Origin of the sequence: Pseudomonas sp. 1D4 (assembly GCF_001728925.1) — a bacterium.
In the GTDB taxonomy this organism is placed as follows: domain Bacteria; phylum Pseudomonadota; class Gammaproteobacteria; order Pseudomonadales; family Pseudomonadaceae; genus Metapseudomonas; species Metapseudomonas otitidis.
On the sequence record NZ_LXJQ01000008.1, the window covers coordinates 129,965 to 152,179 of the forward strand.

General features: G+C 65.2%; 22 protein-coding genes and 1 tRNA gene. 14 read left to right on the forward strand and 9 right to left on the reverse strand.

The window, feature by feature from the left end; translation table 11 throughout:
* The first annotated feature begins 8 nt into the window (after positions 1–8).
* The 8 genes from A7D27_RS06690 to A7D27_RS06725 all read left to right on the forward strand — a co-directional run bounded on the left by A7D27_RS06690 (position 9) and on the right by A7D27_RS06725 (position 7,114).
* Positions 9–1,154, forward strand: coding sequence for a baseplate J/gp47 family protein (locus tag A7D27_RS06690; RefSeq protein ID WP_069564432.1), 1,146 nt, complete (start codon positions 9–11; stop codon positions 1,152–1,154).
* A complete protein-coding gene (locus A7D27_RS06695; RefSeq protein WP_069563013.1) occupies positions 1,151–1,789 on the forward strand; it encodes a DUF2612 domain-containing protein in 639 nt (212 codons plus the stop codon). The genes A7D27_RS06690 and A7D27_RS06695 overlap by 4 nt, the downstream gene beginning before the upstream one ends.
* A complete protein-coding gene (locus tag A7D27_RS06700) occupies positions 1,786–3,411 on the forward strand; it encodes a hypothetical protein (protein WP_069564433.1) in 1,626 nt (541 codons plus the stop codon). The genes A7D27_RS06695 and A7D27_RS06700 overlap by 4 nt, the downstream gene beginning before the upstream one ends.
* Positions 3,412–3,418: 7 nt before the next feature.
* Positions 3,419–3,979, forward strand: a complete 561-nt coding sequence (locus A7D27_RS27010; RefSeq protein WP_083265543.1) for a tail fiber assembly protein — start codon at positions 3,419–3,421, stop codon at positions 3,977–3,979.
* Between the two features lie 193 nt (positions 3,980–4,172).
* The gene (locus tag A7D27_RS06710) at positions 4,173–5,798 is read left to right on the forward strand and encodes a hypothetical protein (protein WP_069564435.1); all 1,626 of its coding nucleotides are present in this window, start codon (positions 4,173–4,175) and stop codon (positions 5,796–5,798) included.
* A gap of 127 nt (positions 5,799–5,925) precedes the next feature.
* Positions 5,926–6,486, forward strand: a complete 561-nt coding sequence (locus A7D27_RS06715) for a glycoside hydrolase family 19 protein (protein WP_069564436.1) — start codon at positions 5,926–5,928, stop codon at positions 6,484–6,486.
* The gene (locus A7D27_RS06720) at positions 6,483–6,863 is read left to right on the forward strand and encodes a hypothetical protein (protein WP_069563020.1); all 381 of its coding nucleotides are present in this window, start codon (positions 6,483–6,485) and stop codon (positions 6,861–6,863) included. The genes A7D27_RS06715 and A7D27_RS06720 overlap by 4 nt, the downstream gene beginning before the upstream one ends.
* Entirely contained in the window at positions 6,860–7,114 is a 255-nt protein-coding gene (locus tag A7D27_RS06725) for a hypothetical protein (RefSeq protein ID WP_069564437.1), read from the forward strand. The genes A7D27_RS06720 and A7D27_RS06725 overlap by 4 nt, the downstream gene beginning before the upstream one ends.
* A gap of 108 nt (positions 7,115–7,222) precedes the next feature.
* Here the strand turns inward: A7D27_RS06725 and A7D27_RS06730 are convergent, their stop codons facing one another.
* Complete coding sequence (locus A7D27_RS06730) at positions 7,223–7,729, reverse strand: DUF4124 domain-containing protein (RefSeq protein WP_069563022.1); 507 nt, start codon at positions 7,727–7,729, stop codon at positions 7,223–7,225.
* A gap of 315 nt (positions 7,730–8,044) precedes the next feature.
* Between A7D27_RS06730 and mgtE the strand changes: the two genes are divergently transcribed.
* A complete protein-coding gene (gene mgtE / locus A7D27_RS06735; RefSeq protein ID WP_069563023.1) occupies positions 8,045–9,487 on the forward strand; it encodes a magnesium transporter in 1,443 nt (480 codons plus the stop codon).
* A 104-nt stretch (positions 9,488–9,591) separates the two neighbouring features.
* Here mgtE and A7D27_RS06740 read toward each other — a convergent pair whose 3' ends face one another.
* Entirely contained in the window at positions 9,592–9,918 is a 327-nt protein-coding gene (locus tag A7D27_RS06740; RefSeq protein WP_044411587.1) for an Arc family DNA-binding protein, read from the reverse strand.
* Between the two features lie 451 nt (positions 9,919–10,369).
* Between A7D27_RS06740 and phnN the strand changes: the two genes are divergently transcribed.
* Positions 10,370–10,930, forward strand: coding sequence for a phosphonate metabolism protein/1,5-bisphosphokinase (PRPP-forming) PhnN (gene phnN, locus A7D27_RS06745; RefSeq protein ID WP_069564438.1), 561 nt, complete (start codon positions 10,370–10,372; stop codon positions 10,928–10,930).
* Here phnN and A7D27_RS06750 read toward each other — a convergent pair.
* From A7D27_RS06750 to A7D27_RS06765, 4 genes are all read right to left on the reverse strand, one after another.
* A complete protein-coding gene (locus A7D27_RS06750) occupies positions 10,927–11,112 on the reverse strand; it encodes a PA3371 family protein (RefSeq protein ID WP_069563025.1) in 186 nt (61 codons plus the stop codon). The two genes, phnN and A7D27_RS06750, sit on opposite strands and share 4 nt — an antisense overlap.
* 16 nt (positions 11,113–11,128) lie before the next feature.
* The gene (locus A7D27_RS06755; protein ID WP_069564439.1) at positions 11,129–11,308 is read right to left on the reverse strand and encodes a hypothetical protein; all 180 of its coding nucleotides are present in this window, start codon (positions 11,306–11,308) and stop codon (positions 11,129–11,131) included.
* A gap of 10 nt (positions 11,309–11,318) precedes the next feature.
* Positions 11,319–11,558 (reverse strand): hypothetical protein, encoded by a 240-nt coding sequence (locus A7D27_RS06760; protein WP_139131223.1) that lies wholly within the window; start codon positions 11,556–11,558, stop codon positions 11,319–11,321.
* A gap of 204 nt (positions 11,559–11,762) precedes the next feature.
* Positions 11,763–12,230 (reverse strand): Lrp/AsnC family transcriptional regulator, encoded by a 468-nt coding sequence (locus A7D27_RS06765; protein WP_069563028.1) that lies wholly within the window; start codon positions 12,228–12,230, stop codon positions 11,763–11,765.
* Between the two features lie 198 nt (positions 12,231–12,428).
* On the opposite strand from A7D27_RS06765, the gene A7D27_RS06770 reads away from it, so the two are divergent.
* Together A7D27_RS06770 and A7D27_RS06775 are read left to right on the forward strand one after the other, a co-directional pair.
* The gene (locus A7D27_RS06770; protein ID WP_069564440.1) at positions 12,429–15,896 is read left to right on the forward strand and encodes an indolepyruvate ferredoxin oxidoreductase family protein; all 3,468 of its coding nucleotides are present in this window, start codon (positions 12,429–12,431) and stop codon (positions 15,894–15,896) included.
* Positions 15,897–15,982: 86 nt separating this feature from the next.
* Positions 15,983–17,038 carry a Glu/Leu/Phe/Val dehydrogenase dimerization domain-containing protein gene (locus A7D27_RS06775; RefSeq protein ID WP_069564441.1) on the forward strand — a complete coding sequence of 352 codons (1,056 nt, stop codon included), beginning with the start codon at positions 15,983–15,985 and terminating at the stop codon, positions 17,036–17,038.
* A gap of 17 nt (positions 17,039–17,055) precedes the next feature.
* Here A7D27_RS06775 and A7D27_RS06780 read toward each other — a convergent pair whose 3' ends face one another.
* Positions 17,056–17,532: a GNAT family N-acetyltransferase gene (locus A7D27_RS06780; RefSeq protein ID WP_069563031.1), complete on the reverse strand. Its 477-nt coding sequence runs from the start codon at positions 17,530–17,532 to the stop codon at positions 17,056–17,058.
* 93 nt (positions 17,533–17,625) lie between these two features.
* On the opposite strand from A7D27_RS06780, the gene A7D27_RS06785 reads away from it, so the two are divergent.
* Positions 17,626–17,702, forward strand: a tRNA-Arg gene (locus A7D27_RS06785).
* Between the two features lie 62 nt (positions 17,703–17,764).
* On the opposite strand, the gene A7D27_RS06790 is transcribed toward A7D27_RS06785, so the two are convergent.
* Complete coding sequence (locus A7D27_RS06790) at positions 17,765–18,274, reverse strand: DUF2165 family protein (RefSeq protein WP_371914808.1); 510 nt, start codon at positions 18,272–18,274, stop codon at positions 17,765–17,767.
* A 296-nt stretch (positions 18,275–18,570) separates the two neighbouring features.
* Here A7D27_RS06790 and pqqF point away from each other — a divergent pair, with 296 nt between their 5' ends.
* The gene (gene pqqF, locus A7D27_RS06795; protein WP_069564442.1) at positions 18,571–20,973 is read left to right on the forward strand and encodes a pyrroloquinoline quinone biosynthesis protein PqqF; all 2,403 of its coding nucleotides are present in this window, start codon (positions 18,571–18,573) and stop codon (positions 20,971–20,973) included.
* 621 nt (positions 20,974–21,594) lie between these two features.
* Here the strand turns inward: pqqF and A7D27_RS06800 are convergent.
* Positions 21,595–22,215 (reverse strand): transposase (locus tag A7D27_RS06800; RefSeq protein ID WP_139134060.1); only part of this gene is annotated, 621 nt, incomplete at its 5' end.

Here is a 22,215-nt window from a genome sequence, read left to right on the forward strand (position 1 = left end):
GAACCAACATGGGACAACTGACCAACAAGGGCTATGTCGGTGTACGCCTGGACAGCATCCTTGCGGAGCTGGACCAGGGGTTCCGAGCCATCTATGGCAACGACATCGACCTCGCGCCCGACAGCCCCGACGGGCAGATGCTCGGGCTCATCGCCCAGGTCCGTGCGGACCTGGAGGAGCTGGGCGAGGTCATCTACCGCGCCCTCGATCCGGACCACGCCAGTGGCGACTGGCTCGAACAGCGGGTCGCCTACGCCGGGCTGACCCGGCGCCAGGCGCGCTACAGCTACCTGCGCGGCACCGCCCTCACCGGGCGTGCCGGCACCCAGATTCCCGCCGGCGCCGTGCTGCGCGATGCCAACCGTGGGCGCTGGCTGCTCACTGCCGACGTCACCCTGGGTGCCGACGGCTCCGCCCGTGCCGACCTGCGCAGCGAGGAACTCGGCGCCTACAACCTGTCGGCCAACAGCAGCCTCACCCTTGAGACCCTGGTGCTGGGCTGGGACACCGCCACCACCCAGGCGCCCGCCGAAGTGGGCGCCGAGGAGGAGACCGACGCCGAGCTGCGGGCGCGCTTCTTCCGCAGCCGCGCCCGCCCGGCGCAGAACAGCCTCGATGGCCTGGTGGCCGCGCTGTTGCAACTGCCGGACGTGCGCCAGGTGGTGGGTCTGGAGAACACCGGCCCCACCCCGGACGCCGACGGTGTGCCGGGTCACAGCCTCAACCTGATCGTCGATGGCGGCGAGGAGCAGGCCATCGCCCAGGCGATCTTCCAGCGCAAGCCGGCGGGCACCGGGCTCATGGGCCAGCAGTCACGCAACGTGGTGGACGGGCAGGGCATGAAGCGCCTGATCCGCTTCGACCGCCCGGCGGTGGTGGACTGCAAGGCCTTCGTCCAACTGCGGCGCGACGCCGAGTTCACCGCCATCGACGTGGCGGCGATCAAGGCGCAACTGGCGCAGTTGGACTTCCGTATCGGCCAGGACGTGCAGTTGTCGCGGCTCTACAGCCCGATCAACACCGTCCAGGGCTTCTGGGTCGAGCAGCTGAAGATCAGCCGCCGCAGCGGCACCCCGGCGGCAGACAACATCGCCATCGGTGTGCGTGAACGGGCGCGGTTCGCCCCGTCCGACATCGAGGTGGTGGTGCTATGAGCTATGACCGCCTGCTGATCTGGCAATACCAGGGCAAGCCCCGGGCCGCCGCCACCGCCGAACTGCTCTCGCGACAGTTCGGCGACACCTGGCAAGGCCTGTCGAGCCTGCCCGACGCGCTCGACATCGACCGCGCGCTGGGCGCCAACCTCGACCTGGTGGGCAAGCACGTCGGCCAGAGCCGCGTGCTCAACGGGCTCGCCCCGCGCAGCCTGTTCGGCTTCCACGAAGTTCCCGGTGCCCGTGGTTTCGGCACCGGCAAGTGGTACCGCATGGGCGATCCGCTGGAAGAGTCGGCGGTGCTGGATGACGACGACTACCGCTTCCTCATCCGCTGCCGCATCGCCCGCAACTACCAACTCGGCACCGTCGACGACATCAGCGCAGCCCTGCGCTTCATCTTCGACAGCGAGAGCCTGGTCTTCGACCAGTACGACATGAGCCTGACCGTGGTCATCCGCAGCGACCAGGTCAGCGACTTCAAGCGCTATGCGCTGAACACCCTGGACATCCTGCCGCGACCGGCGGGTGTCCGTATCCAGTTCTACGTCGCTGTGCCCCAACGGGCCTTCGGCTTCCGGGGCGCCGCCGGCGCACTCGGCTTCAACCAAGGAAAATTCGCGAGGTTCCTATGACGCATTACTCCCGTCCTGATGAACTGGTCTTCGCTTCCGGCGCCAAGCCGGGCGAGGTCCAGGGTTTCCCCGACATTCCCCGTGGCTGGGGCGTGGCCTACGACCAGACCGCCGGCATCCCGCCGATGGAGTGGTTCAACGCGCTGTTCAAGCGCGGTGACGAAGGCCTGCGCTACCTGCTGCAACGCGGCATCGCCGACTGGTCGGCCACCGAGGACTACCCCGTGGACGCCCACGTTCAGGAGGGGGGTAAGGTCTGGAAGGCCAAGGTGGCAAACCTTGGCAAACGGCCGTCGGTCAATCCCGGCGAATGGGTGGAGACGGCGCTGACCCGTGAGGCGTTGAAGGCGTTGATCCAGGAGCAACTGGGCGGCATCGGTATAAAGGAGCGAGTCCGCGTTGCCACCACCGCCAACCTGAACCTCAGTGGTTTGCAAGTTGTAGACGGTATCAATCTGTTGAACGGTGACCGTGTCTTGGTGAAAAACCAGACTGCCAGCCAGAACAACGGAATTTATCTCGTTACTACAGGCGATTGGAGCCGAGCGCCTGACTCCGACACGTCAGCCGAAATGACCCCAGGCCTTTTGGTAGCGGTCGAGCAGGGTAACAGTCAGGCCGACAGCCTTTGGCAATTGGTCACCGACGGCCCTATCAACCTGGGCACGACTGCCCTCGGTTTCGAGATGGTGCTCGGGCGCAATATGGTAACCGCCGGCAGTTACGACATCGTCACGGTTAACAATCGCGGGTTGGTCGTCGGAGGCGCGCCTCGACAAGTGGTCATGCTGAATGCTGACACCACATTGGGCCCGAGCCAGATGAGCCTGGTGGTGGTTGATGCCAGTACCGGCGCACGGACCATCACATTGCCAGCCTCTACTCCTGCATTGGGCGTCGTGGACGTGATTGTTCGCCGTCTCGACAACACAGGTAATCGTCTGGTTGTGCAGGCCAGTGGTAATGACCGGGTGCGCTTCCACACTCATCTCAATGGCGTCGGTTATCCGTTCATTGTGCTGATGGGGGCGGGTGATTTCTGGCATCTCAGAAGTGATGGTGCTGGCGGCTGGTATCCCATTGACAGGCTGGATAGCACCCCACTTGGGCGAGTGGTGTTTGATTCTGGCCTTCAAGTCCATCCTGGTGGTTACGGACTCATGAACGGTAGTTTGGTGAGCCGAAGTCTCTGGCCTTGGCTGTGGGACTACGCCCAGCAATCGGGAGTGTTGATAACTGAGACTGCTCGTCCTGGAGCGGAAGGGGCGTGGACCAGTGGAGATGGCGTAAACAATCTACGTCTTCCAGAGATGAGAGGTGAGTTTCTTCGTGCGCTTGATGAGGGGCGCGGAGTTGATGTCTCTCGAGTTGCTGGTAGTTTCCAGTCGGACGCTATTAGGAATATCACCGGTGATATGACCTGTAATCAGGCACCTGGCTATTACGCCTGGACTGGCAGTGGTGCATTCGAACATCGGGATGTCGGAGGTACTGGCGTGAGGGCTTATGTCAACTATGGAGGGACACTGGGAATGAAATTCGACGCTTCTCGTGTCGTTCCTACCGACTCTGAAAATCGCCCGCGCAATATTGCCTACCCTGTTCGAATCAAACTGATCTGAGGTCCATATGCCTATTTATCTAACTGATACTGATGGTGCATTGCTTTTTCCCGTTGAACTTCCTGATGTGCCTGGCCTCGGTCTCCAAATGCCGGGTAATGCTGTAGAGGTACCAGAAACCTTACCTCCGGCGGCTGATGGTTATGTATGGGTAATTGAAGGTGAAACACCTGTTCAGAAGCTGGATCGGCGAGGCACCGTGTTTAATACCGAAACTGGAGAACCTACGGAGCATGCATCCCTTGGTGAGTTGCCCGCTGGACTGACCGATATACCTCGCCCAACTCAGTTCCATCGTTGGATTGACGGGACATGGCAAGAAGATCGAGAACACCAGATAAAAGAGCAGGTCGAAGGCGAGCGAATTTGGCGAGATGAAGCTATTCGCCAGACTGATAGTTTGGTACTGCGTCATCGCGATGAACTGGAACTGAAACTGGCGACTACATTGAGCAAGCAGCAGTATCAAGACTTGCAGGATTATCGGCTTCTTCTCCGTCAATGGCCTCAGCATGATTCTTTCCCCAATATTGCTGAACGTCCATTAGCTCCCGATTGGCTCGACTGAGCCTTCTCTCCCCAGCCCGCTCGTGCGGGCTGGGCGTTTCAACCTGAGCCATGGCGAGCATCGATTCGTGATCGGTGGGGCGTTTGCCCCTCCTTTGTTCCCGAGCGCCAGCCCCCTTCCAGAGTGGGCCGCGCTCAATCGCCGGCCGTTGCGCCGGCGATTTTCTAGCCACGAATCGAATGAGGTTTTACCCATGACTCAATACAAACGTCCTGACGAGACGGTCTTTGCATCCGGCGCCAAAACCGGAGAAGTCGAGAATTTCCCCGACATCGCCCGAGGTTGGGGCGTGTCGTTCGACCAGACCAACGGCATCCCGCCGATGGAATGGTTCAACGCGCTGTTCAAGCGCAATGACGAAGCCCTGCGCTACCTCCTGCAGCGGGGCATCGCCGAGTGGTCGGCGACCGAGGATTACCCCTTGGGCGCCCACGTGCAGGAGGGTGGCAAGGTCTGGAAGGCCAAGGCGACAAGCCTGGGCAAGCGGCCATCGAGCAGCCCAAGTGAATGGGGGGAGGCCGCGCTGACGCGTGAATCCATCACGGCCCTGATCCAGGAGCAATTGGGTGGGATCGGGATCAAGGGGCGGGTGCGTGCGGCAAGCACGGGCAATCTGACCCTCAGCGGTTTGCAGGTCGTCGATGGCGTCAACTTGCTCGATGGTGATCGCGTGTTGGTGAAAAACCAGAGTGCAGCCAAGGACAACGGCATCTATCTGGTCACCACCGGCCCCTGGACACGGACGTCAGATGCCGACACCTCGGCTGAAATGACCCCAGGCTTACTGGTCGCCGTCGAGCAGGGCAACAGCCAGGCAGACAGTTTGTGGCAGTTGGTCACCGACGGCCCCATCAACCTGGGCACCACCTCACTTGGCTTCGAGATGGTCTTCGGCCGCAACCTGGTTTCCGCTGCCAGCTACGACATCGTCACGGTGAACAATCGTGGTCTGGTCATAGGTGGTGCTCCGCGCCAGGTGATTACGGTTTCCAGTGACGTGACTTTGGCCCCAAGCCAGATGAGCCTGGTCGTGATCGACGCCAGTGCGGGTCCCCGCACCGTCACCCTGCCGGCATCCAACCCTGCTCTTGGGGTTGTCGACGTGATTGTCCGTCGTCTGGACAACACGGCGAATCGATTGGTCATCCAGGCAGCTAATGGGGACCGGGTGCGTTTTCACACGCACCTCAATGGTGGCGGCTATCCGTTCTTCGTATTGATGGGGGCTGGTGACTACTGGCATCTGCGCAGTGATGGCGCGGGTGGTTGGTATCCCCTGGATCGTCTGGATAACACGCCTTTGGGGCGTCCGGTTTTCCATACGAGCACGGCGACGATGCCCGGTGGGTACGAGTCCATGAATGGAGGCTTGCTCAGCCGGGCGTTGTGGCCATGGCTTTGGGATCACGCGCAGCAGTCGGGCATGTTGGTCACGGAGGCTGCGCGCGGGGGTATGGAAGGAAGTTGGACGAGCGGCGACGGCAGCAGCAACTTCCGTTTGCCCGATGTGCGAGGAGAGTTTCTTCGCTCGTTCGATGAAGGGCGAGGTATTGATGCCGGGCGTGTAATAGGAAGTGTGCAGGGAGATGCCATTCGAAACATTAAAGGCAGTGCTGCGGGTAACTATTTGTCCAGTCAACCAACCGCAGCTGAGGGCGCACTTTTTTCAAGTATTACTCAGTTGGCTAACCGTTATAGCTACGGAAATGGTCCCTACTGGGGGGCGACGATGAATTTCGATGCTTCCTTGGTTGTGCCAACTGCAGGTGAAAATCGTCCGCGAAATATTGCGTATGTAAGTCGAGTAAAAGTTATCTAAAGGCTCTTGGCTTTCTTTGGTTTTTCTATTTGATTATTAGTTGGTAGGTTTTTACATGAGCAGTGCAAGTTATATGGATCATTTAGTTGAGGCGGGCACGAGTTGTATTGGTGGCATTGCTTTGAACATGGATTTGCAACTTGTATTTCTCCGTTTCTCCCTCACCACCCCCAACCGCCAATCCGCCTTCCTCGCCCAAGCCGCCCATGAGTCCTCTGGTTTCACCCGGCTGACCGAGAACCTCAACTACAGCGCCACCGGCCTGGCCGCTACCTGGCCGGGACGTTTCCGGGGTGCGGATGGGCAGCCCAATGCGCTGGCTCGCGCCCTGCACCGTCGGCCCGAGGCGATTGCCAATGTGGTGTATGCCAACCGCATGGGGAACGGCCCCGAGGCTTCCGGAGACGGTTGGCGGTACCGTGGCAGGGGGCTGTTGCAGATCACCGGTCGGGCCCAGTACCAGCGTTGCGGTGCGGCGCTGGGGCTGCCCTTGGTGGAGCAGCCGGATCTGCTCGCCCAGCCGGAGCCGGCCGTCCTCTCGGCCGCCTGGTTCTGGCAGGTGAACGGGCTGAACGAACTGGCGGATGCCAGGGACTTCGAGGCCATCACCCGGCGCATCAACGGTGGGCTCAATGGCCTGGCCGAGCGCCGGGCGCTGTGGGCGAAGTTCCGGGAGGCACTGGCATGAGCGCCTTTCTTTCTAGCCGCTGGCTGGCCTGGGGGCTGTGTGCCTTCGGGCTGGTCGGGTTCGGTGCCTGGATGGCCGGGCAGTTCTACCGGCCCCGGTTGGACGAGGCCCGTGCGCAGTTGGTCGCGTTGCAACAGGCCGATCAGGCCAATCGCCTGGCGCTGCTCAAGCAGGGCCAGGCGATGGCCGAACTGGAGCGCCAGGGACGTGCGCGCAGCGAGCGCGCCGAGGCGGCTGTTGCCGAGTCGCGCTCCCGGTCCGCCCGTGACTACCACGCTGCCGCCCAGGTGATGCTGGAGCCCACGCCTTCGGCCGATGCCTGTGAGGCCGCGAGGCGGGCGTTCGCCGAGGAGCTTCGGCGCGAGCGTGCGCCATGAACGGGGCGTGGTTATTGCCCCTGGGCCTGCTGGCCGGATGCACCGCGCCCGTTGTGCCGCCGCCCATGGAGGTGCGCGTGCCGGTGCCGGTTCCGTGTCGTGTCGAACTTCCGGCTGCTCCGGCCTTTGCCGTATCGGCGCTGGCGCTGGATGCGCCGATCGATCAACAGATGAAAGCGCTGCGGGCCGAACGCCTGCAGCGCATGGGCTACGAGCGAGAGCTCGTGGCCGCTTTGGACGCCTGCCGCTAGCGGGCTGTTGAACACCTGGGCGCTGCTATGGCAACGCCGTGGGTTATTCAGCGGCCTGCCGGGGCGGGCGTCCGTTCCCTTCCCATTTCCTGCCTTCCAGGCGCTGCGTCAGCGCCTTCCCTTGACGCAGCCTTGTTCGTCGAACGCGACGGCCTGGCTGCGTCCCTTTCCTTTCTTCGGCGCGTAGTGGTAACGGGTCAGCCCGTTGCTGCGGGTGATCCGGTCTGGTTTGCCGAGCATGCTTTCCACGTCCCGTTGTGTCATTCCGGTGCGCACCTGCTTGCGCAACATCGCCTGGCGCCGTTCGGTGCCGGTGATCCGATTGCCGCAGCCGTCCTGTCGTTCCCCCACCACCGTTATTTCGCGCCGATTCTCGGCCGCTTCCTTCCGGCTTCTGCGCACGATCCGTTCGGGTTTGGCCGGCGGCAGCAGGTACTCCGCCTCACCGTGGGCCGGGGCGGTTTCCTGGCTGGCGATGCGTTGGTCGTCGGGGCAACCCAGTTGCGAGTAGGTGATGCGCCCGTCCGGGCCCTTGCAGTGGTAGATGGTGGCGGCCTGTGGCGCGGTGAGCGGTGCGGCGAGCAGCAGGGCCAGGGTGGCGACGTATCGAAGCATGAGCGGTCCTCCGTGACGATGAGCCTCGAAGGTATCTGCTTTACTTGCTTCCCAACGGTGCCTCGCCGGGGCATGACGGCGTCCCACGGAAGGTGCAAGCAATCTCAGCTTTGTGCTGCAACCGATTGTTCTGGCCACGATTTTGTAACGCGCAAAATGACCGACCGGTGTTATCATTGCGCGGTCAGCCTCGCCGAGGCTTTTGGACACCCCTCATGGACTTACCCAGTAGTTACTCAAGATCTCGATTTGCCAATCGCGTATTGACTGATTGACCCTCCTTGGCGTGCGCCGCCACTGGGGGTGGAGCGCGCTATGACCGAAGTAGAAGTAAAGAAGCCTCAAGAAAGCCTGCAGGAACGCCTTGCCCAGGTGGTCGAACTGCTGCATCGCCACAAGCTGGTGGAAGACCTGACCCACCGTCAGGAAGGTCAGCACCATCATCTGGTGGAAAACCTGGTCCACCGTCAGAACCTTGCCGAACTCCAGCGCAAGCTCGACGAACTCCACCCCGCTGACATCGCCCATATCCTTGAGTCCCTGCCGCTCGACGACCGTCTGACGGTCTGGCAACTGGTCAAGGTCGAGCGCGATGGCGACATCCTGCTGGAAGTCTCCGACGCCGTCCGCGAGACGCTGATCGCCGACATGGACGATCACGAGCTGCTCGCCGCCGCCAAGGAGATGGACGCGGACGAACTGGCAGACCTGGCCCCCGAGCTGCCCCGCGATGTGATCCACGAGCTGATGGAGTCCCTCGACGCCCAACAGCGCGAGCGTGTGCGTTCGGCACTGTCCTATGAAGAGGATCAGGTCGGTGCGCTGATGGACTTCGAGATGGTCACCATCCGCGAAGACGTCACCCTCGAAGTGGTCCTGCGCTACCTGCGTCGCCTCAAGGAGCTGCCGGGCCACACCGACAAGCTGTTCGTGGTCGACTACGACGGCATCCTCAAGGGGGTGCTGCAGATCAAGCGCCTGCTGGTGAACGACCCGGACAAGCTGGTGGCCGAAGTGATGGCCAGCGACCCGGTGAGCTTCCACCCGGACGAGGACGCCAATGACGCGGCCCAGGCGTTCGAACGCTACGACCTGGTATCGGCTCCGGTGGTCGACAAGAACGGCAAGCTGATCGGTCGTCTGACCATCGACGAGATCGTCGACCTGATCCGTGAGGAGAGCGAGAGCGAAGTCCTCAGCATGGCCGGTCTGCGCGAGGAGGAAGACATCTTCGCCTCGGTCTGGAAATCCGTCGGCAACCGCTGGGCCTGGCTGGCCATCAACCTCATCACCGCCTTCGTCGCCTCGCGGGTGATCGGCCTGTTCGAAGGCTCCATCGAGAAGCTGGTGGCCCTCGCTGCACTGATGCCCATCGTCGCCGGTATCGGTGGCAACTCCGGCAACCAGACCATCACCATGATCGTCCGCGCCATGGCGCTGGATCAGTTGAGCCCCGGCAACACCTCACGCCTGCTGCGCAAGGAGCTGGGCGTGGGCCTGGTGAATGGCCTGGTGTGGGGCGGGGTGATCGGTGTGGTCGCCTTCTATCTCTATGGCAGTTGGTCGCTGGGGGTGGTGATGACCGCCGCGATGACCCTCAACCTGCTGCTCGCCGCCTTGATGGGCGTGCTGATCCCCATGACGCTCGCCCGTATCGGCCGCGACCCGGCCATGGGCTCCAGTGTGATGATCACCGCCATGACCGACAGCGGCGGCTTCTTCATCTTCCTCGGGCTGGCGACCATCTTCCTGCTCTGACCGACCCCAAGGCCCCGCACACGCGGGGCCTTTTTCTTCCGACCTGTTAAATCGCAGGCAATAAAAAGCCGCCTCTAGGGCGGCTCTTGAATGTCGCAACGGACTCACGCTTCTTCGGCGGCGAGTTCCACGTCGTGGGCGATCAGCGCGACCAGGGCGTTCTGCTGGCGGCGGGAGAGTTGACGGAAGCGCTGAAGCAGCTCGCGCTCATGAAGAGAAAGCTCCGGGCTGTCGATCCGCATGCTCAACCCCTCATCCAACGCACCTTCCTGGAGCATGCTCTGCTCCAGTCGCGCGATGATTTCGGAGTTCATGCTGCGGTGGTGGTTGCGGGCCACATCGGCGATGCGTTCACGCATGCCTTCCGGCAGACGGACGACGAACTTGTCAGCGGTACGGCTGGAGTAGATAGCCTGTTTCATAGGGCGCATACATTCATAAACCGGTTAGTTCAGGGAGCGATGCTGGCAATGAGCTACGTGATTGTCACCGGTTTGACAATCCTTCGCATCAGGCGTTCCGCCCGACATCGCATTTGGCGTCAGGAGTGACCCTGGAGGTCAATGCAACGTTTCCTTGACGTCAAAACTGTGTCGTAAATTCTGGGCTGGGTGCAGGCTTTTTGCCAGCACCAATTGTCCGAAATGCGAGTCACTGTGCAATTCGGAGCCCTGGTCAGAGCGCTTGCCGGTGAATCGACCGTCAGACAGCCGCATCGTTCAGTAAGGCTGCCGAACGGTTGCCATGATAACGCCGCTGCGCTGGCGTTTTGATACTGTTCGACGTTCGGTGATTCCAGGCGACCGAGGCTGCCAAAACAGGTCGGATCCCGGTATCGTGGCGGCCGTTTCCAGGCCCCTCGGTAGCGCGAGCGAGAATCCCATGAACGGCAGGCTCTTCTATCTCATCGGACCTTCAGGCTCGGGCAAGGACAGCCTGCTTGACGCCGCCCGGCCCCAGTTGGCCGAGCGCGGTTGCCGGGTGGTCCGGCGGGTCATCACCCGCTCCGCCGAAGCGGTGGGGGAGGCGGCCGAAGCGGTTACGCCCCAGCGTTTCAATGAGCTGGAAGCCCAGGGCGCCTTCGCCATGAGCTGGTATGCCAACGGACTTTCCTACGGCATTCCCAGGGAAATCGATGACTGGCTGGGTAATGGGCTGAATGTTCTGGTGAATGGTTCCCGCGGCTATCTTCCCGAGGCGCGTAGGCGCTACCCCCGTCTCCAGGCCATTTTGCTCGACGTGGCTCCGGACGTTCTGCGTCAGCGCCTGCTGCGCCGGGGGCGGGAGACCGCGGACGAGATCGAAGCCCGTCTGGCCCGCAACGCCGCCTTTACCCAGGCCCTGCTGGCTGAAGAGAGTGAAGGGCTGGTGATACTCGACAACTCCGGCGATCTGCAAACCACCCTCGAACGCCTGCTGACGATCCTCGGTACGGTGGACTAGCGCAGCACCGGATCGAACTTGACCCGCTTACCCACCAGCAGCGCCAGCACCAGCAGCACCCCGCTGGTGGCCAGCCCGATCTTCAGGGCCTGTGCCAGCCACGCGGTTTCACCCGGCTCCAGCCACAGCCCGACGTTGCACAGCACGCACACCATCAGGCAGATCAAGGCCGACTTCGACATTTCGGGCTCCTTGCACTCAAAAGAAAGGGTCGTATTCGGAGCCATCCCCATCGGGTCGCTCGGCACGGCGTCGCTTGGCCTGCCGCTCCGGCGAGGTGACGCAGTCGATCACCCAGAACGCCAGGCAGGCCGAACCGGCCAGCATCAGGACCGCGACCGGGAGCGCCAGGCTCCAGAGGGCGTAATCAAGCTGCATCGCACCGCCCTCAGAACGACAGGCGCTGGACCGGAGCGGGCACCTGCTGCTCGGTCATGCGCAGTGCCCTGGCCGCAGGCTGGCTCGTAGCAGGTTGCCGTGCATGCACGAACTCCATCGGCGCAATGCGGATATCGGCAATCGCCTGGCGGGTGGCGTACTGCTGGTACTGCCCGTGCAAGGCAGCGAAACCAGACGCCACGAGCAGGGTGACGGCGATGGCGACGAACAGGGTGAAGAGGCTGTTCATGGGAGGGTCCTGCATCCATAGGTCCTTTTGCCATGGATAAGAGCAGGTGTCGTGCCAAGCTGGATTTTATAAAAAATACATATAAATCAAATAGTTAAATAGATAGCGAAATGCTCCTTCCGTGCACTTTGCAAGGTGGGGTATTCCCGGCATTGCAAATTGCACGGTATCGCGCAGGCGCTCTGGAACGGGCCTGTTGCCGGCTCAGTCGAGGGGCAGTTCGGTGGTTCGCTTCACTTCGCTCATGGCGATGTTCGAGTGCGCCTCCTGCACATGGGGGCGCTGCAGCAAATGGTCCCGCAGGAAGCGTTCATAGCCCGCAATGTCCTTGGCCACCACCTTCAGCAGGTAGTCCGAGCCGCCGGCCATGGTGTAGCACTCCAGCACCTCCGGGTAGCCGACGATGGCGTCCTCGAACTCCGTCAGGTTGTTGCGCCCGTGGGCCGACAGCTTCACGTTGACGAACACCGTGATGGAAAACCCCAGGCGCTGGGGATTGAGCAGGGCGACCTTGCGCTCGATCAGCCCTTCCTCCTGCAGGCGGTGGATGCGTCGCCAGCAGGGCGACTGGGACAGCTCCACCCGTTCCGCCACTTCGGCGGCGGAGAGGTCGGCGTTGTGCTGCAACAGACGAAGGATCTTGCGATCGATGGGGCTCAGAAGGGTGTGCATGAATCAGTCCGTAATCTTGTTCTTGTTGGATGAATCATGCGCAAGTCTGGCCTTGGCGCTCGAAAATAGAAAGAAAAAAGCAGAACCCTTCGGTCAGATTATTGGGCATGCGTTCCGGGCAGCGATCCTGCCCAGGGACGGGACGATGGCCCCAACCGTGGCCATCCTGGTCGCCATAAAAATAAAAGGAGCGCCCGCATGTCACTGGCCGAGATCCGCCTGGATGACAAATACCGCCTCGAAACCGGTCACCTCTACCTGACCGGCACCCAAGCCCTCACCCGCCTGCCCATGCTGCAGAAGCAGCGGGACAAGGCCCACGGCCTCAACACCGCCTGCTTCATCTCCGGCTACCGGGGCTCGCCGCTCGGCAACCTCGACAAGAGCCTCTGGGAAGCCAAGTCCTTCCTCAGGGACAACCACATCCACTTCCAGCCCGGCGTCAACGAAGAACTGGCCGCCACCGCCGTCTGGGGCAGCCAGCAGACCAGCCTGTTCCCCGGCGCCCGCTATGACGGCGTGTTCGCCATGTGGTACGGCAAGGGCCCGGGTGTGGACCGCTGCGGCGACGTCTTCAAGCACGGCAACTCCGCCGGCGTGTCCGCCCACGGCGGCGTCCTGCTGCTGGCCGGCGACGACCACGGCTGCAAGTCCTCCAGCATCGCCAACCAGAGCGAGCACGCCTTCATCGCCGCCTCCATCCCCGTGCTCAACCCCGCCAACGTCCAGGAGATCCTCGACTACGGCATCATCGGCTGGGAACTCTCGCGCTACAGCGGCTGTTGGGTGGCCCTCAAGACCATCGCCGAGAACGTCGACTCCTCCGCTGTGGTGGACGTCGACCCCCTGCGGGTCCAGGTGCAGATTCCCAAGGACTTCGTCCTGCCCGAGGACGGCGTGCACATCCGCTGGCCCGACCCGCCCCTGGCGCAGGAAAAGCGCCTGAACATGTACAAGATCTACGCCGCCCGCGCCTTCGCCCTGGCCAACAACCTCAACCAGGTCAAGCTCGACTCGCCCAACCCGCGCCTCGGCATCATCACCACCGGCAAGTCCTACCTCGACGTGCGCCAGGCCCTCAACGACCTCGGCATGGACGAAGCGCTCTGCGCCCAGGTCGGCCTGCGGGTGCTCAAGGTCGGCATGAGCTGGCCACTGGAGCCGGTCTCCGTGCACGAATTCGCCCAGGGCCTGGACGAAATCCTCGTGGTGGAAGAGAAACGCAGCATCATCGAGGACCAGCTCACCGGCCAGCTCTACAACTGGCCCGTGGACAAGCGCCCGCGCGTCGTCGGTGAATTCGACGAGCACGGCAACTCCCTGCTGCCCAACCTCAGCGAGCTGACCCCGGCGATGATCGCCCGCGTCATCGCCAAGCGCCTCGCCCCCATCTACACCAGCGAGCAGATCGAATCGCGCCTGGCCTTCCTCGCCGCCAAGGAGAAGGCCCTCGCCGCACCCAAGCACACCACCGTGCGCACCCCGCACTTCTGCTCCGGCTGCCCGCACAACACCTCCACCAAGCTGCCCGAAGGCAGCCGCGCCCAGGGTGGTATCGGCTGCCACTACATGACCCAGTGGATGGACCGCAACACCGACACCTTCACCCAGATGGGCGGGGAGGGCGCCACCTGGATCGGCCAGGCCCCCTTCACCGACACCCCGCACATCTTCCAGAACCTGGGGGACGGCACCTACTTCCACTCCGGCCAACTGGCCCTGCGCGCCGCCGTCGCCGCCGGCGTCAACATCACCTACAAGATCCTCTACAACGATGCCGTCGCCATGACCGGCGGCCAGCCCATCGACGGCGAACTGCGGGTCGACCAGCTCAGCCAGCAGGTCTTCGCCGAAGGCGTCAAACGCATCGCCCTGGTCACCGACGAACCCGAGAAGTACCCCACCCGCGCCACCTTCGCGCCCATCGTCACCTTCCACCACCGCCGCGAGCTGGACGCCGTACAGCGCGAACTGCGCGAGTTCAAGGGCGTCTCGGTGATCATCTACGACCAGACCTGCGCCACCGAGAAACGCCGCCGCCGCAAGCGCGGCAAGCTCGCCGACCCGGCCAAGCGCGCCTTCATCAACCCCGCCGTGTGCGAGGGCTGCGGTGACTGCAGCGTCAAGTCCAACTGCCTCTCCGTGCTGCCTCTGGAAACCGAACTGGGCCGCAAGCGGCAGATCGACCAGAACGCCTGCAACAAGGACTTCTCCTGCGTCGAAGGCTTCTGCCCCAGCTTCGTCACCGTCCACGGCGGCAGCCTGCGCAAGCCCGAGGCCGCCGGAGCCAAGGCGCTCTTCGTCGCCCTGCCCGAGCCGCGCCAGCCGAGCCTCGCCCGGCCCTGGAACATCCTCCTGCCCGGCGTCGGCGGCAGCGGCGTCACCACCGTCGGCGCCCTGCTGGGCATGGCCGCCCACATCGAAGGCAAGGGTTGCACCGTGCTCGACCAGGCCGGTCTGGCGCAGAAGTTCGGCCCGGTCATCACCCACATCCGCATCGCCGCCAGGCAGGACGACATCTACGCCGTGCGCATCGCCGCCGGCGAGACCGACCTGCTGCTGGGCTGCGACCTGGTGGTGGCCGCCAGCGAAGAGGCCCTGGCCAAGCTCAACGACCGCATCGCCACCGCCGTGGTCAACAGCCACGAAGCCGCCACCGCCGAGTTCACCCGCAACCCAGACGCCCAGGTGCCCGGCGTCGCCATGCGTGACGCCCTGGTGGAAGCGGTGGGCGAAGCCAAGACCCACTTCGTCGACGCCACCCGCCTGGCCACCCGCCTGCTGGGCGACAGCATCGCCACCAACCTGTTCATGCTCGGCTACGCCTACCAGAAGGGCCTGGTGCCCATCTCCGCCGCCGCCATCGACAAGGCCATCGAACTCAACGGCGTCGCCGTCACCCTCAACCAGCAGGCCTTCCTCTGGGGCCGTCGCGCCGCCCACGACCTGGCGGCGGTGGAGAAGCTCGCCCGCCCGGCCGAGATCGAAGCCCCGCGCTGCGAAACCCTGGAAGAGATCGTCCAGTACCGCGCCGACCACCTGCGCGCCTACCAGGACGCCGCCTACGCCGAGCGCTACCGCGCCCTGGTGGAGCGCGTGCGCCAGGCCGACATCGGCGAAGACAAGGCCCTGACCCGCGCCGTGGCCCGCTACTACGCCAAGCTGCTGGCCTACAAGGACGAATACGAAGTGGCCCGGCTCTACAGCGACGCCAGCTTCCGCAAGCAGCTGGAGGCGCAGTTCGAGGGCGACTACAGCCTCGAATTCCACCTCGCCCCGTCCTGGCTGGCCAAACCCGACCCGGCCACCGGCGAGCCGCGCAAGCGTCGCTTCGGCCCCTGGATGCTCAAGGCCTTCGATGTCCTCGCACGCTTCCGCTTCCTGCGTGGCAGCGCCCTCGACCCCTTCGGCTACAGCCACGAGCGCAAGCTCGAACGCCAGCTGATCGACGAGTACGAGGCCCAGGTGGAACTGATCCTCAAGGAGCTGCGCCCCGGCAACTACGCCGCCGCCGTCGCCCTGGCCGAACTGCCCGAGCAGATCCGCGGCTACGGCCCGGTGAAGGAACGCGCCCTGGCCAAGGTCCGCCAGCAGGAGCAGCAGCTGCGCGCGCGCCTCACCGCCAGCGACGTGCAGGTCTTGCACCTGTTCGACCCGGCAGCCTGACGCCCGATCAGAGGCCCCTCTCCCGGTCCATGGGGGAGGGCGCCCCATCGACTTGAAACACGCCCAACCCGAATCGAGGAACCCCCATGTCCGTCTTCAGCCACGTCGAATTCGACCACCACGAACAGGTCGTCTACGGCCATGACAAGGCCAGCGGCCTCAAGGCCATCATCGCCATCCACAACCGCAACCTCGGCCCCGCCCTCGGCGGCTGCCGCATGTTCCCCTACGCCGACGACGAGCAGGCCCTGCGTGACGTGCTGCGGCTGTCCCGTGGCATGACCTACAAGTCCGCCCTGGCCAACCTGCCGCTGGGCGGCGGCAAGGCCGTCATCTTCGGCGACCCGCGCAAGGACAAGACCGAAGCGCTGTTCCAGGCCATGGGCGACTTCGTCGACAGCCTCGGCGGGCGCTACATCACCGCCGCCGACTCCGGCACCGGCCCGACGGAAATGCAGATCATGGCCGAGCGCACCCGCCACGTGGCCGGTGCCAACACCCGCGAAGCCTTCGACGGCGGAACCCGCAGCGGCGACCCGTCACCGTCCACCGCCTACGGCGTGTTCATCGGCCTCAAGGCCGCCGTGCAGCACCGCCTGCGCCGGGACGACCTCAAGGGCCTGCGCGTCGCCATCCAGGGCGTCGGCCAGGTGGGCTTCCACCTCGCCCGTATGCTGCATGACGCCGGGGCCGAACTGTGGGTGACCGACATCGTCGAGGCCAACGTGCGCCGCGCCGTCGAGCAACTGGGCGCCAAGGCCGTCGGCCAGCACGAGATCTACGGCCTGGACGTGGACGTCTTCGCCCCCTGCGCCATGGGCGGCATCCTCAACCTGCAGACCCTCGAAGCCCTGCGCGCCCCCGTGGTCGCCGGCGCCGCCAACAACCAACTGGCCGACGCGCAACTGGCCGAGGAACTGCGCCGCAACGGCTGCCTCTACGCCCCGGACTACGCCATCAACGCCGGCGGCATCATCGACGTGCACTACGAGCGCAGTGGCGGCAGCACCGCCGCCCTCAAGGCCCACATCGAAGGCATCGGCGCCACCCTCAAGACCATCTTCCAGCGCGCCGACCAGGAGGGCCGCACCACCACCGAGGTGGCCGACCGCCTGGCCGAAGAGCGCTTCGGGCGGACCTGAAGCGCGCGATGCCGGCGCTACAGGTCCAGGTAGAAACTGACCCCGTGGCGCCGGTACCCCAGGGACTCGTAGAAGGCATGGGCCGCCTCGCGGCCCAGCCCGCTGGAGAGCACCAGCTTGTAGCAGCCCAGCGCCCGGCCGCGTTCCGCCGCCTTCTCCATCAGCGCCTTGCCCACCCCAAGGCCACGGGCCTCCGCGTCCACCACCACGTCCTCGACGATGGCCGAGCGGGCGAAGTTGTGGGCCAGGTGCTCCACCAGGATCACCGTACAGGTGCCCAGCAACTGGCCCTCCCGCTCCGCCACCAGCACCTCCCGCCCGGCCGGCAGGTTCTCCAGGCGCAGCGCCAGCAGCGTCGGGTCCGGCTGCGGCTCGTCCGGCCCCAGTTGGTGCAGCAGCAGCGCCAGGGCCGGCGCATCGGCCGGGCTGGCGGCGCGCAGGTCCAGGGTCACGAAAGGGGAGTCGGGGAGGGGATCAAGGCGGCTCGGTTGCATGGTGTCGCTCCTTTTTTCCGAAAGTCTGAGCCTAGCCGGTGGCAGTGGCATGACAAAAACGTCGAGCGCCGCTAACATGCCGCCCGTTCCGATGTCCCAGTAGCTCAATTGGATAGAGCATCCCCCTCCTAAGGGGAAGGTTGGTGGTTCGAACCCACTCTGGGACACCATGAATGCAAAGCCCCGCACAGCTAGCGCTGGCGGGGCTTTTTAGTTACGACCGACCGCTCACTCAGGCGTTGCCGGTTTCGCCGCCGTCGTTGGGCATAGTCAGGTAGATCAGCACCACCAGCAGCGTGATGAAGAAGCGGAAGGCATCCGGCACGCCGTTCCACTGCTTCGACATCCACATCCCGAACCATTCCCCGCCCACCGACATGAAGCCCACCTGCCAGGTCAGGAAGCCCAGGGTCAGGCCGGCCACTGCCCAGCCCTTGGCCGCGCGGAACGTCTCGGCCGGCGCCTTCACCGCCCGCAGCAGGCGCACGCCGCCGATCCAGCAGAGCAGGGCGGTCAGGCTTTCCAGCGCGATGATGAAGATGTAGCCCGCATGGTGCATCCAGGGCGTAGTGATGGAGCGGTACATGATCTGGTTGTCAGGGAACAGCGTGTCCATCAGGAACACGTGGCGCACGAAAGCGAAGTTGGTGCCGTAGTCGGTGATGTTGCCGAAGGCGACCAAGGTCGCGAAGAAAGCCATGGCCAGCACCATGGCGGCCTTGGACAGGCGGATCAGGATCATGCCGTTATTCCTTTTGGGTAGGGGAGGACCGCGCGCCCGAGGCAAGGCAGCCGGGCTCTGGGTCGGGTCGAGTGGGGGCGCAGGGCGCGCGGGTGCGGACATCGGGACTGGAAGACCTGAGGCCGGCGCCGGGCGGGGAAGCACGGCGGCTCGGCTGGATGGAACGGCCGCACCGGAAGGCTCGCGGATTCTCTTCAGGCCAGGCCGGAGCGTCAAGGCACCGCTGACGTCCAAAGAAGCATTGCCCTGTGGGCGCGGGTTGAGGATGCTGTGCGCATTTGTCGACGGTGCAGCCCATGTCCGAGACGCCCGCCCCCTCCAGCCCGCTCCCCCTGCGCACCTGGCAGCAGCCGGGGACCCTGGCCGCCGTGTTGTTGCGGGTCCATGCCGGCAGCCATGACGCACCCCGCGAGTGGCCGGGCCTGGCGCACTTCCTCGAACACCTGCGCTTTCTCGGCGGCCAGCGCTTCACCCAGAGCCAACGGCTGATGCCTTTCGTCCAGGCCAGCGGTGGCCGCCTCAACGCCAGCACCCAGGCCCATCACACCGACTACTTCTTCGAACTGCCCGCCGACCGGCTCCAGGCCGGCCTGGAGCGGCTCGCCGACCTGATCCAGGCGCCACTGCCCGGCCTCGACCTGCAACGCCGCGAGCGGGAAATCCTGCAGATCGAATACCTCAACCGGGGGCGTGACCCCTGGACCCAAGCCCAATCCGCCCTGGCCGCCACACTGGCGCCGGGTCACCCACTGGCCGACTTCCACGCCGGGCACCGCGACAGCCTGGCCATCGACGACCCCGCCTTCCAGGCCGCCCTCGCGCACTTCGCCGGAGCCGGCGAACGGCAACTCTGGGTGGCGGCGCCACAGCCGGCGGAGCAGGTGCAGGCGCTCGTCCAGCAGGCCTTCGCCGGCTGCCCGCCCGGCCAGGCGCAGCCACACCGGGCACCGCCGCCCCTGCTGCCGTTGACCTGCCGCAGCCTGCGCCTGCAACTGCCCGGCGCCCCGCGCCAGTGGCTGGCCTTCGCCCTGGAGCGCCAGCCCGAAGCCCTGCCCGACGCCGTGGCTCTGCTCGGTGAGCTGCTGCGGGACGAAAGCCCCGGCAGCTTCCAGGGCTGGCTGTGCGAGCAGGGCCTGTGCGACGGCCTCGACCTGCACCTGACCTATCACCACCAGGGCCAGGCCCTGCTGGTGCTGGAGCTGGCCCTGGCGGATGCCAGTGCCGACACCCGCGCCCGCATCGAAGGCGGCCTGTTCGGCTGGCTCGCCTCCCTGCGCGAGCGGGAGCCCTGGGCGCGCCTCCTGCACGAGCGGCCCGCCGCGCCCCGGCAGGCACCCCTGGAATTCATCCGCGACCAGGCGCAGCGCCACGGCACCTTGCCCGCCAGCGCCTTGGCCGCCCTGCTGGCCCAATTGCAGCCGGCCCGCCTCGTGCGTCTGCTGAGCGAGGCGCGCCCGGTTTCGGCCCGCTGCCTGGCGGCCGGTTTCGAACTGGCGCTGGAGCCCGCGCCCCTGCGCCCGGAGGTGCGCTGGCACTTCGGCCCCGCACTGGCCTTCCAGGCTTTCGTCGCGACGCAACAGACCTCCCGCACGGCGCCCCCGCTGATGCGCTGGCCAGGTGACCCCGAGCACGCCCAGTTGCTGCTGCGCTGGCGGCTCACCCCCAGCACCCGCGACCCTGCCCACCACCCGGCCCTGCAGCGTGCCCTGCGCGGGTTGCGCAGCCAGGCCCAGCAGCAGGGCGGCGACCTGCTGCTGCTGGAGCAGGGGCTGGATTGGCAGTTGCGTGTCATTGGCCGCTCCCGCGACCTACCGGCCATGCTCGCCGCCGCCTTGCGCACCGTGCTGGCGCCACCGCTGGCCGCCTGCGAACAGGGCCCCCGGCTGCTGCAGGCCGGGCGCAACCGACAGGCCGCCGAACTGCCGATTCGGCAACTGCTGCACTGCCTGCCCGACGTACTCGGCACCGCGCGAGGGGCTGCCCCGGGCCAGGCCGGCGTCAGCCCTGCCAGCATCCGCCGCAGCCTCGACGCCAGCCGCTGGGACGTGATCGCCCTCGGCCTGGCTGACGACGACCTGCCCAGCGTCCAGGCCCTGCTCGACGCCCTGCCCGGCGAAGCGATGCCCCGCAGCCTCGCGCCGCCGGCTCTGGCCCCTGGCCACCACTGGCATCACCTGCCGAGCGAGGGCGAGCCGGCGCTGGTGCTGTTCTGCCCAGTGCCGGATCGAAGCGCCCGCAGCGAAGCGCTCTGGCACTGGCTGGGGCGCACCCTGGAATCGCCCTTCTACCAGCGTCTGCGCACCGAGCTGAACCTGGGCTACGCGGTGTTCGCCGGCCTGCGCCACATGGGCGGCCAGGCCGGGCTGGTCTTCGCCGTACAGGCCGCCGACACGCCGGTGCCCGAAGTGCTGGCGCAGGTGCAGGCCTTCCTAAACCAGGCGCCGCCCCTGCTGGCGCAGGCCGAACCCCTGCGCGAGGGCCTTCAGCAGGCATGGCGACAAGCGGCCGCGGACCTGCCCGGCAACGTCAGCACCCTGCACCTCGCCGCCCGGCCGGCGGACTGGCACCTGCAACTCGCCCTGGCCCTCGCCACCCTCGCTCCCGCCGACCTGCACCGCGCTCTGGCGCGGCTGGTGGCCGGGGAGGGCGGCTGGCACCTGCTGGCCAACGCCCCGTCGCCCGGCCTGCCCTGGCGCTAAGCCCCTCCCCGCGTCCTACTCCGTGCGCAGCGAGCCGCGCCCTGCCCCTGGGCGGGCCTTCGGTTGTCCGCCGCCCAAAGGCGAGCGTCACGACCGCCGGCAGTCCCGCGTGAAGATGGGGGCAGCCCAACAGGATCGGTTTCAACATGGGCAGTCAGGTGGATGACCTCAAGCGGAACGCATGGGGGATGGAGCGCCATTCGCCCCGCAGCCCGGGCTACCGATGCCCCGGCGCCGCCGCCGTGCCTGAAGCCCCGGCGTGATGCGCTTCGTGGCCTCAGCGCATCCTACGAACCGAACCGATAGAACCGGTGGCACCCGTAGGATGGGCTGAGCTGTACGAAGCCCATCGCGTATTGGCACGCGATTACCGGCGAGCACCGTAGGGTGGATCGCGCTTCACCGATCCACCATTCGTGGCCGTGCTGGGCGCCATGGGTGGATGGAAAGAGCGCCATACACCCTGCGCGGTGGCTACCCTCGATACGTTGTGGATGACGCCGTGCAAGCGCCTGACTCCGGCGTGATGCGCTTCGTGCCTCAGCGCATCCTACGAACCGGTGGCCCATCGCGTCCTGGCACGTAATTGCCGGCGAAGCACCGTAGATACCGTCTTGATTTCTAGTGAGCAAGGGCCAGTTTTGCATCAAACGGCTGGCCCGATTTCAAGACGCCATAGGCGATGTTCAGCAGCTTGCGCATCGCAGCACAGACGATCTGCTTGCCGGTCTTGCCCCTTTCTCTTAGCCGTTCGCCCATGGCTCTGATCGCTTCGTTGTATGTCAGGGCGCTGATCGCGGGCATGTACAGGCCGGCCCTCAGGCGCGATGAGCCCATCTTGGAGATGCGCGTCTGCCCTCGGTAGCTCCCGGACTCCTGCAGCCGTGGATTGAGCCCGGCAAAGGCGGTGATGGCGCGGCTGTTGGCAAAGCGCTGCGGGTCGCCCAGTTCCGCCAGGAGCAGGGCGGCGGTCTTGTCGGCGACTCCATCGATACTGGTCAGCAGGTCGCGCTTGCCGCGTAGGTCCGGGTCGTTGTCGATGTGCTTGTTGATCGCCTTGAGAGTCTCTTTGATCTCTTGCCCGATGTGTTCCAGCACCGACTCGATCGAGGTCTTCACGTTGGCATCAGCCACTTCCAGGCGGTTGTGCTCCATCTGTTCGATTTCGCGCAGGTCATCCAGGCGCCGTACCAGGGCCTTCAGGCGCTTTACGGCAGGGGGCTCGGGTTGCCAGGGGCGCAA

Coding starts and splice junctions, on each gene's coding strand:
- A7D27_RS06770 (WP_069564440.1), top strand. CDS start 12,429: ATGTCACTGGCCGAGATCCGCCTGGATGACAAATACCGCCTCGAAACC.
- A7D27_RS06725 (WP_069564437.1), top strand. CDS start 6,860: ATGAACGGGGCGTGGTTATTGCCCCTGGGCCTGCTGGCCGGATGCACC.
- A7D27_RS06700 (WP_069564433.1), top strand. CDS start 1,786: ATGACGCATTACTCCCGTCCTGATGAACTGGTCTTCGCTTCCGGCGCC.
- A7D27_RS06750 (WP_069563025.1), bottom strand. CDS start 11,112: ATGTCGAAGTCGGCCTTGATCTGCCTGATGGTGTGCGTGCTGTGCAAC.
- A7D27_RS06765 (WP_069563028.1), bottom strand. CDS start 12,230: ATGCACACCCTTCTGAGCCCCATCGATCGCAAGATCCTTCGTCTGTTG.
- A7D27_RS06715 (WP_069564436.1), top strand. CDS start 5,926: ATGGATTTGCAACTTGTATTTCTCCGTTTCTCCCTCACCACCCCCAAC.
- A7D27_RS06790 (WP_371914808.1), bottom strand. CDS start 18,274: ATGATCCTGATCCGCCTGTCCAAGGCCGCCATGGTGCTGGCCATGGCT.
- A7D27_RS06780 (WP_069563031.1), bottom strand. CDS start 17,532: ATGCAACCGAGCCGCCTTGATCCCCTCCCCGACTCCCCTTTCGTGACC.
- A7D27_RS06690 (WP_069564432.1), top strand. CDS start 9: ATGGGACAACTGACCAACAAGGGCTATGTCGGTGTACGCCTGGACAGC.
- A7D27_RS27010 (WP_083265543.1), top strand. CDS start 3,419: ATGCCTATTTATCTAACTGATACTGATGGTGCATTGCTTTTTCCCGTT.
- mgtE (WP_069563023.1), top strand. CDS start 8,045: ATGACCGAAGTAGAAGTAAAGAAGCCTCAAGAAAGCCTGCAGGAACGC.
- phnN (WP_069564438.1), top strand. CDS start 10,370: ATGAACGGCAGGCTCTTCTATCTCATCGGACCTTCAGGCTCGGGCAAG.
- A7D27_RS06720 (WP_069563020.1), top strand. CDS start 6,483: ATGAGCGCCTTTCTTTCTAGCCGCTGGCTGGCCTGGGGGCTGTGTGCC.
- A7D27_RS06740 (WP_044411587.1), bottom strand. CDS start 9,918: ATGCGCCCTATGAAACAGGCTATCTACTCCAGCCGTACCGCTGACAAG.
- A7D27_RS06710 (WP_069564435.1), top strand. CDS start 4,173: ATGACTCAATACAAACGTCCTGACGAGACGGTCTTTGCATCCGGCGCC.
- A7D27_RS06755 (WP_069564439.1), bottom strand. CDS start 11,308: ATGCAGCTTGATTACGCCCTCTGGAGCCTGGCGCTCCCGGTCGCGGTC.
- A7D27_RS06760 (WP_139131223.1), bottom strand. CDS start 11,558: ATGAACAGCCTCTTCACCCTGTTCGTCGCCATCGCCGTCACCCTGCTC.
- A7D27_RS06775 (WP_069564441.1), top strand. CDS start 15,983: ATGTCCGTCTTCAGCCACGTCGAATTCGACCACCACGAACAGGTCGTC.
- A7D27_RS06730 (WP_069563022.1), bottom strand. CDS start 7,729: ATGCTTCGATACGTCGCCACCCTGGCCCTGCTGCTCGCCGCACCGCTC.
- A7D27_RS06695 (WP_069563013.1), top strand. CDS start 1,151: ATGAGCTATGACCGCCTGCTGATCTGGCAATACCAGGGCAAGCCCCGG.
- pqqF (WP_069564442.1), top strand. CDS start 18,571: ATGTCCGAGACGCCCGCCCCCTCCAGCCCGCTCCCCCTGCGCACCTGG.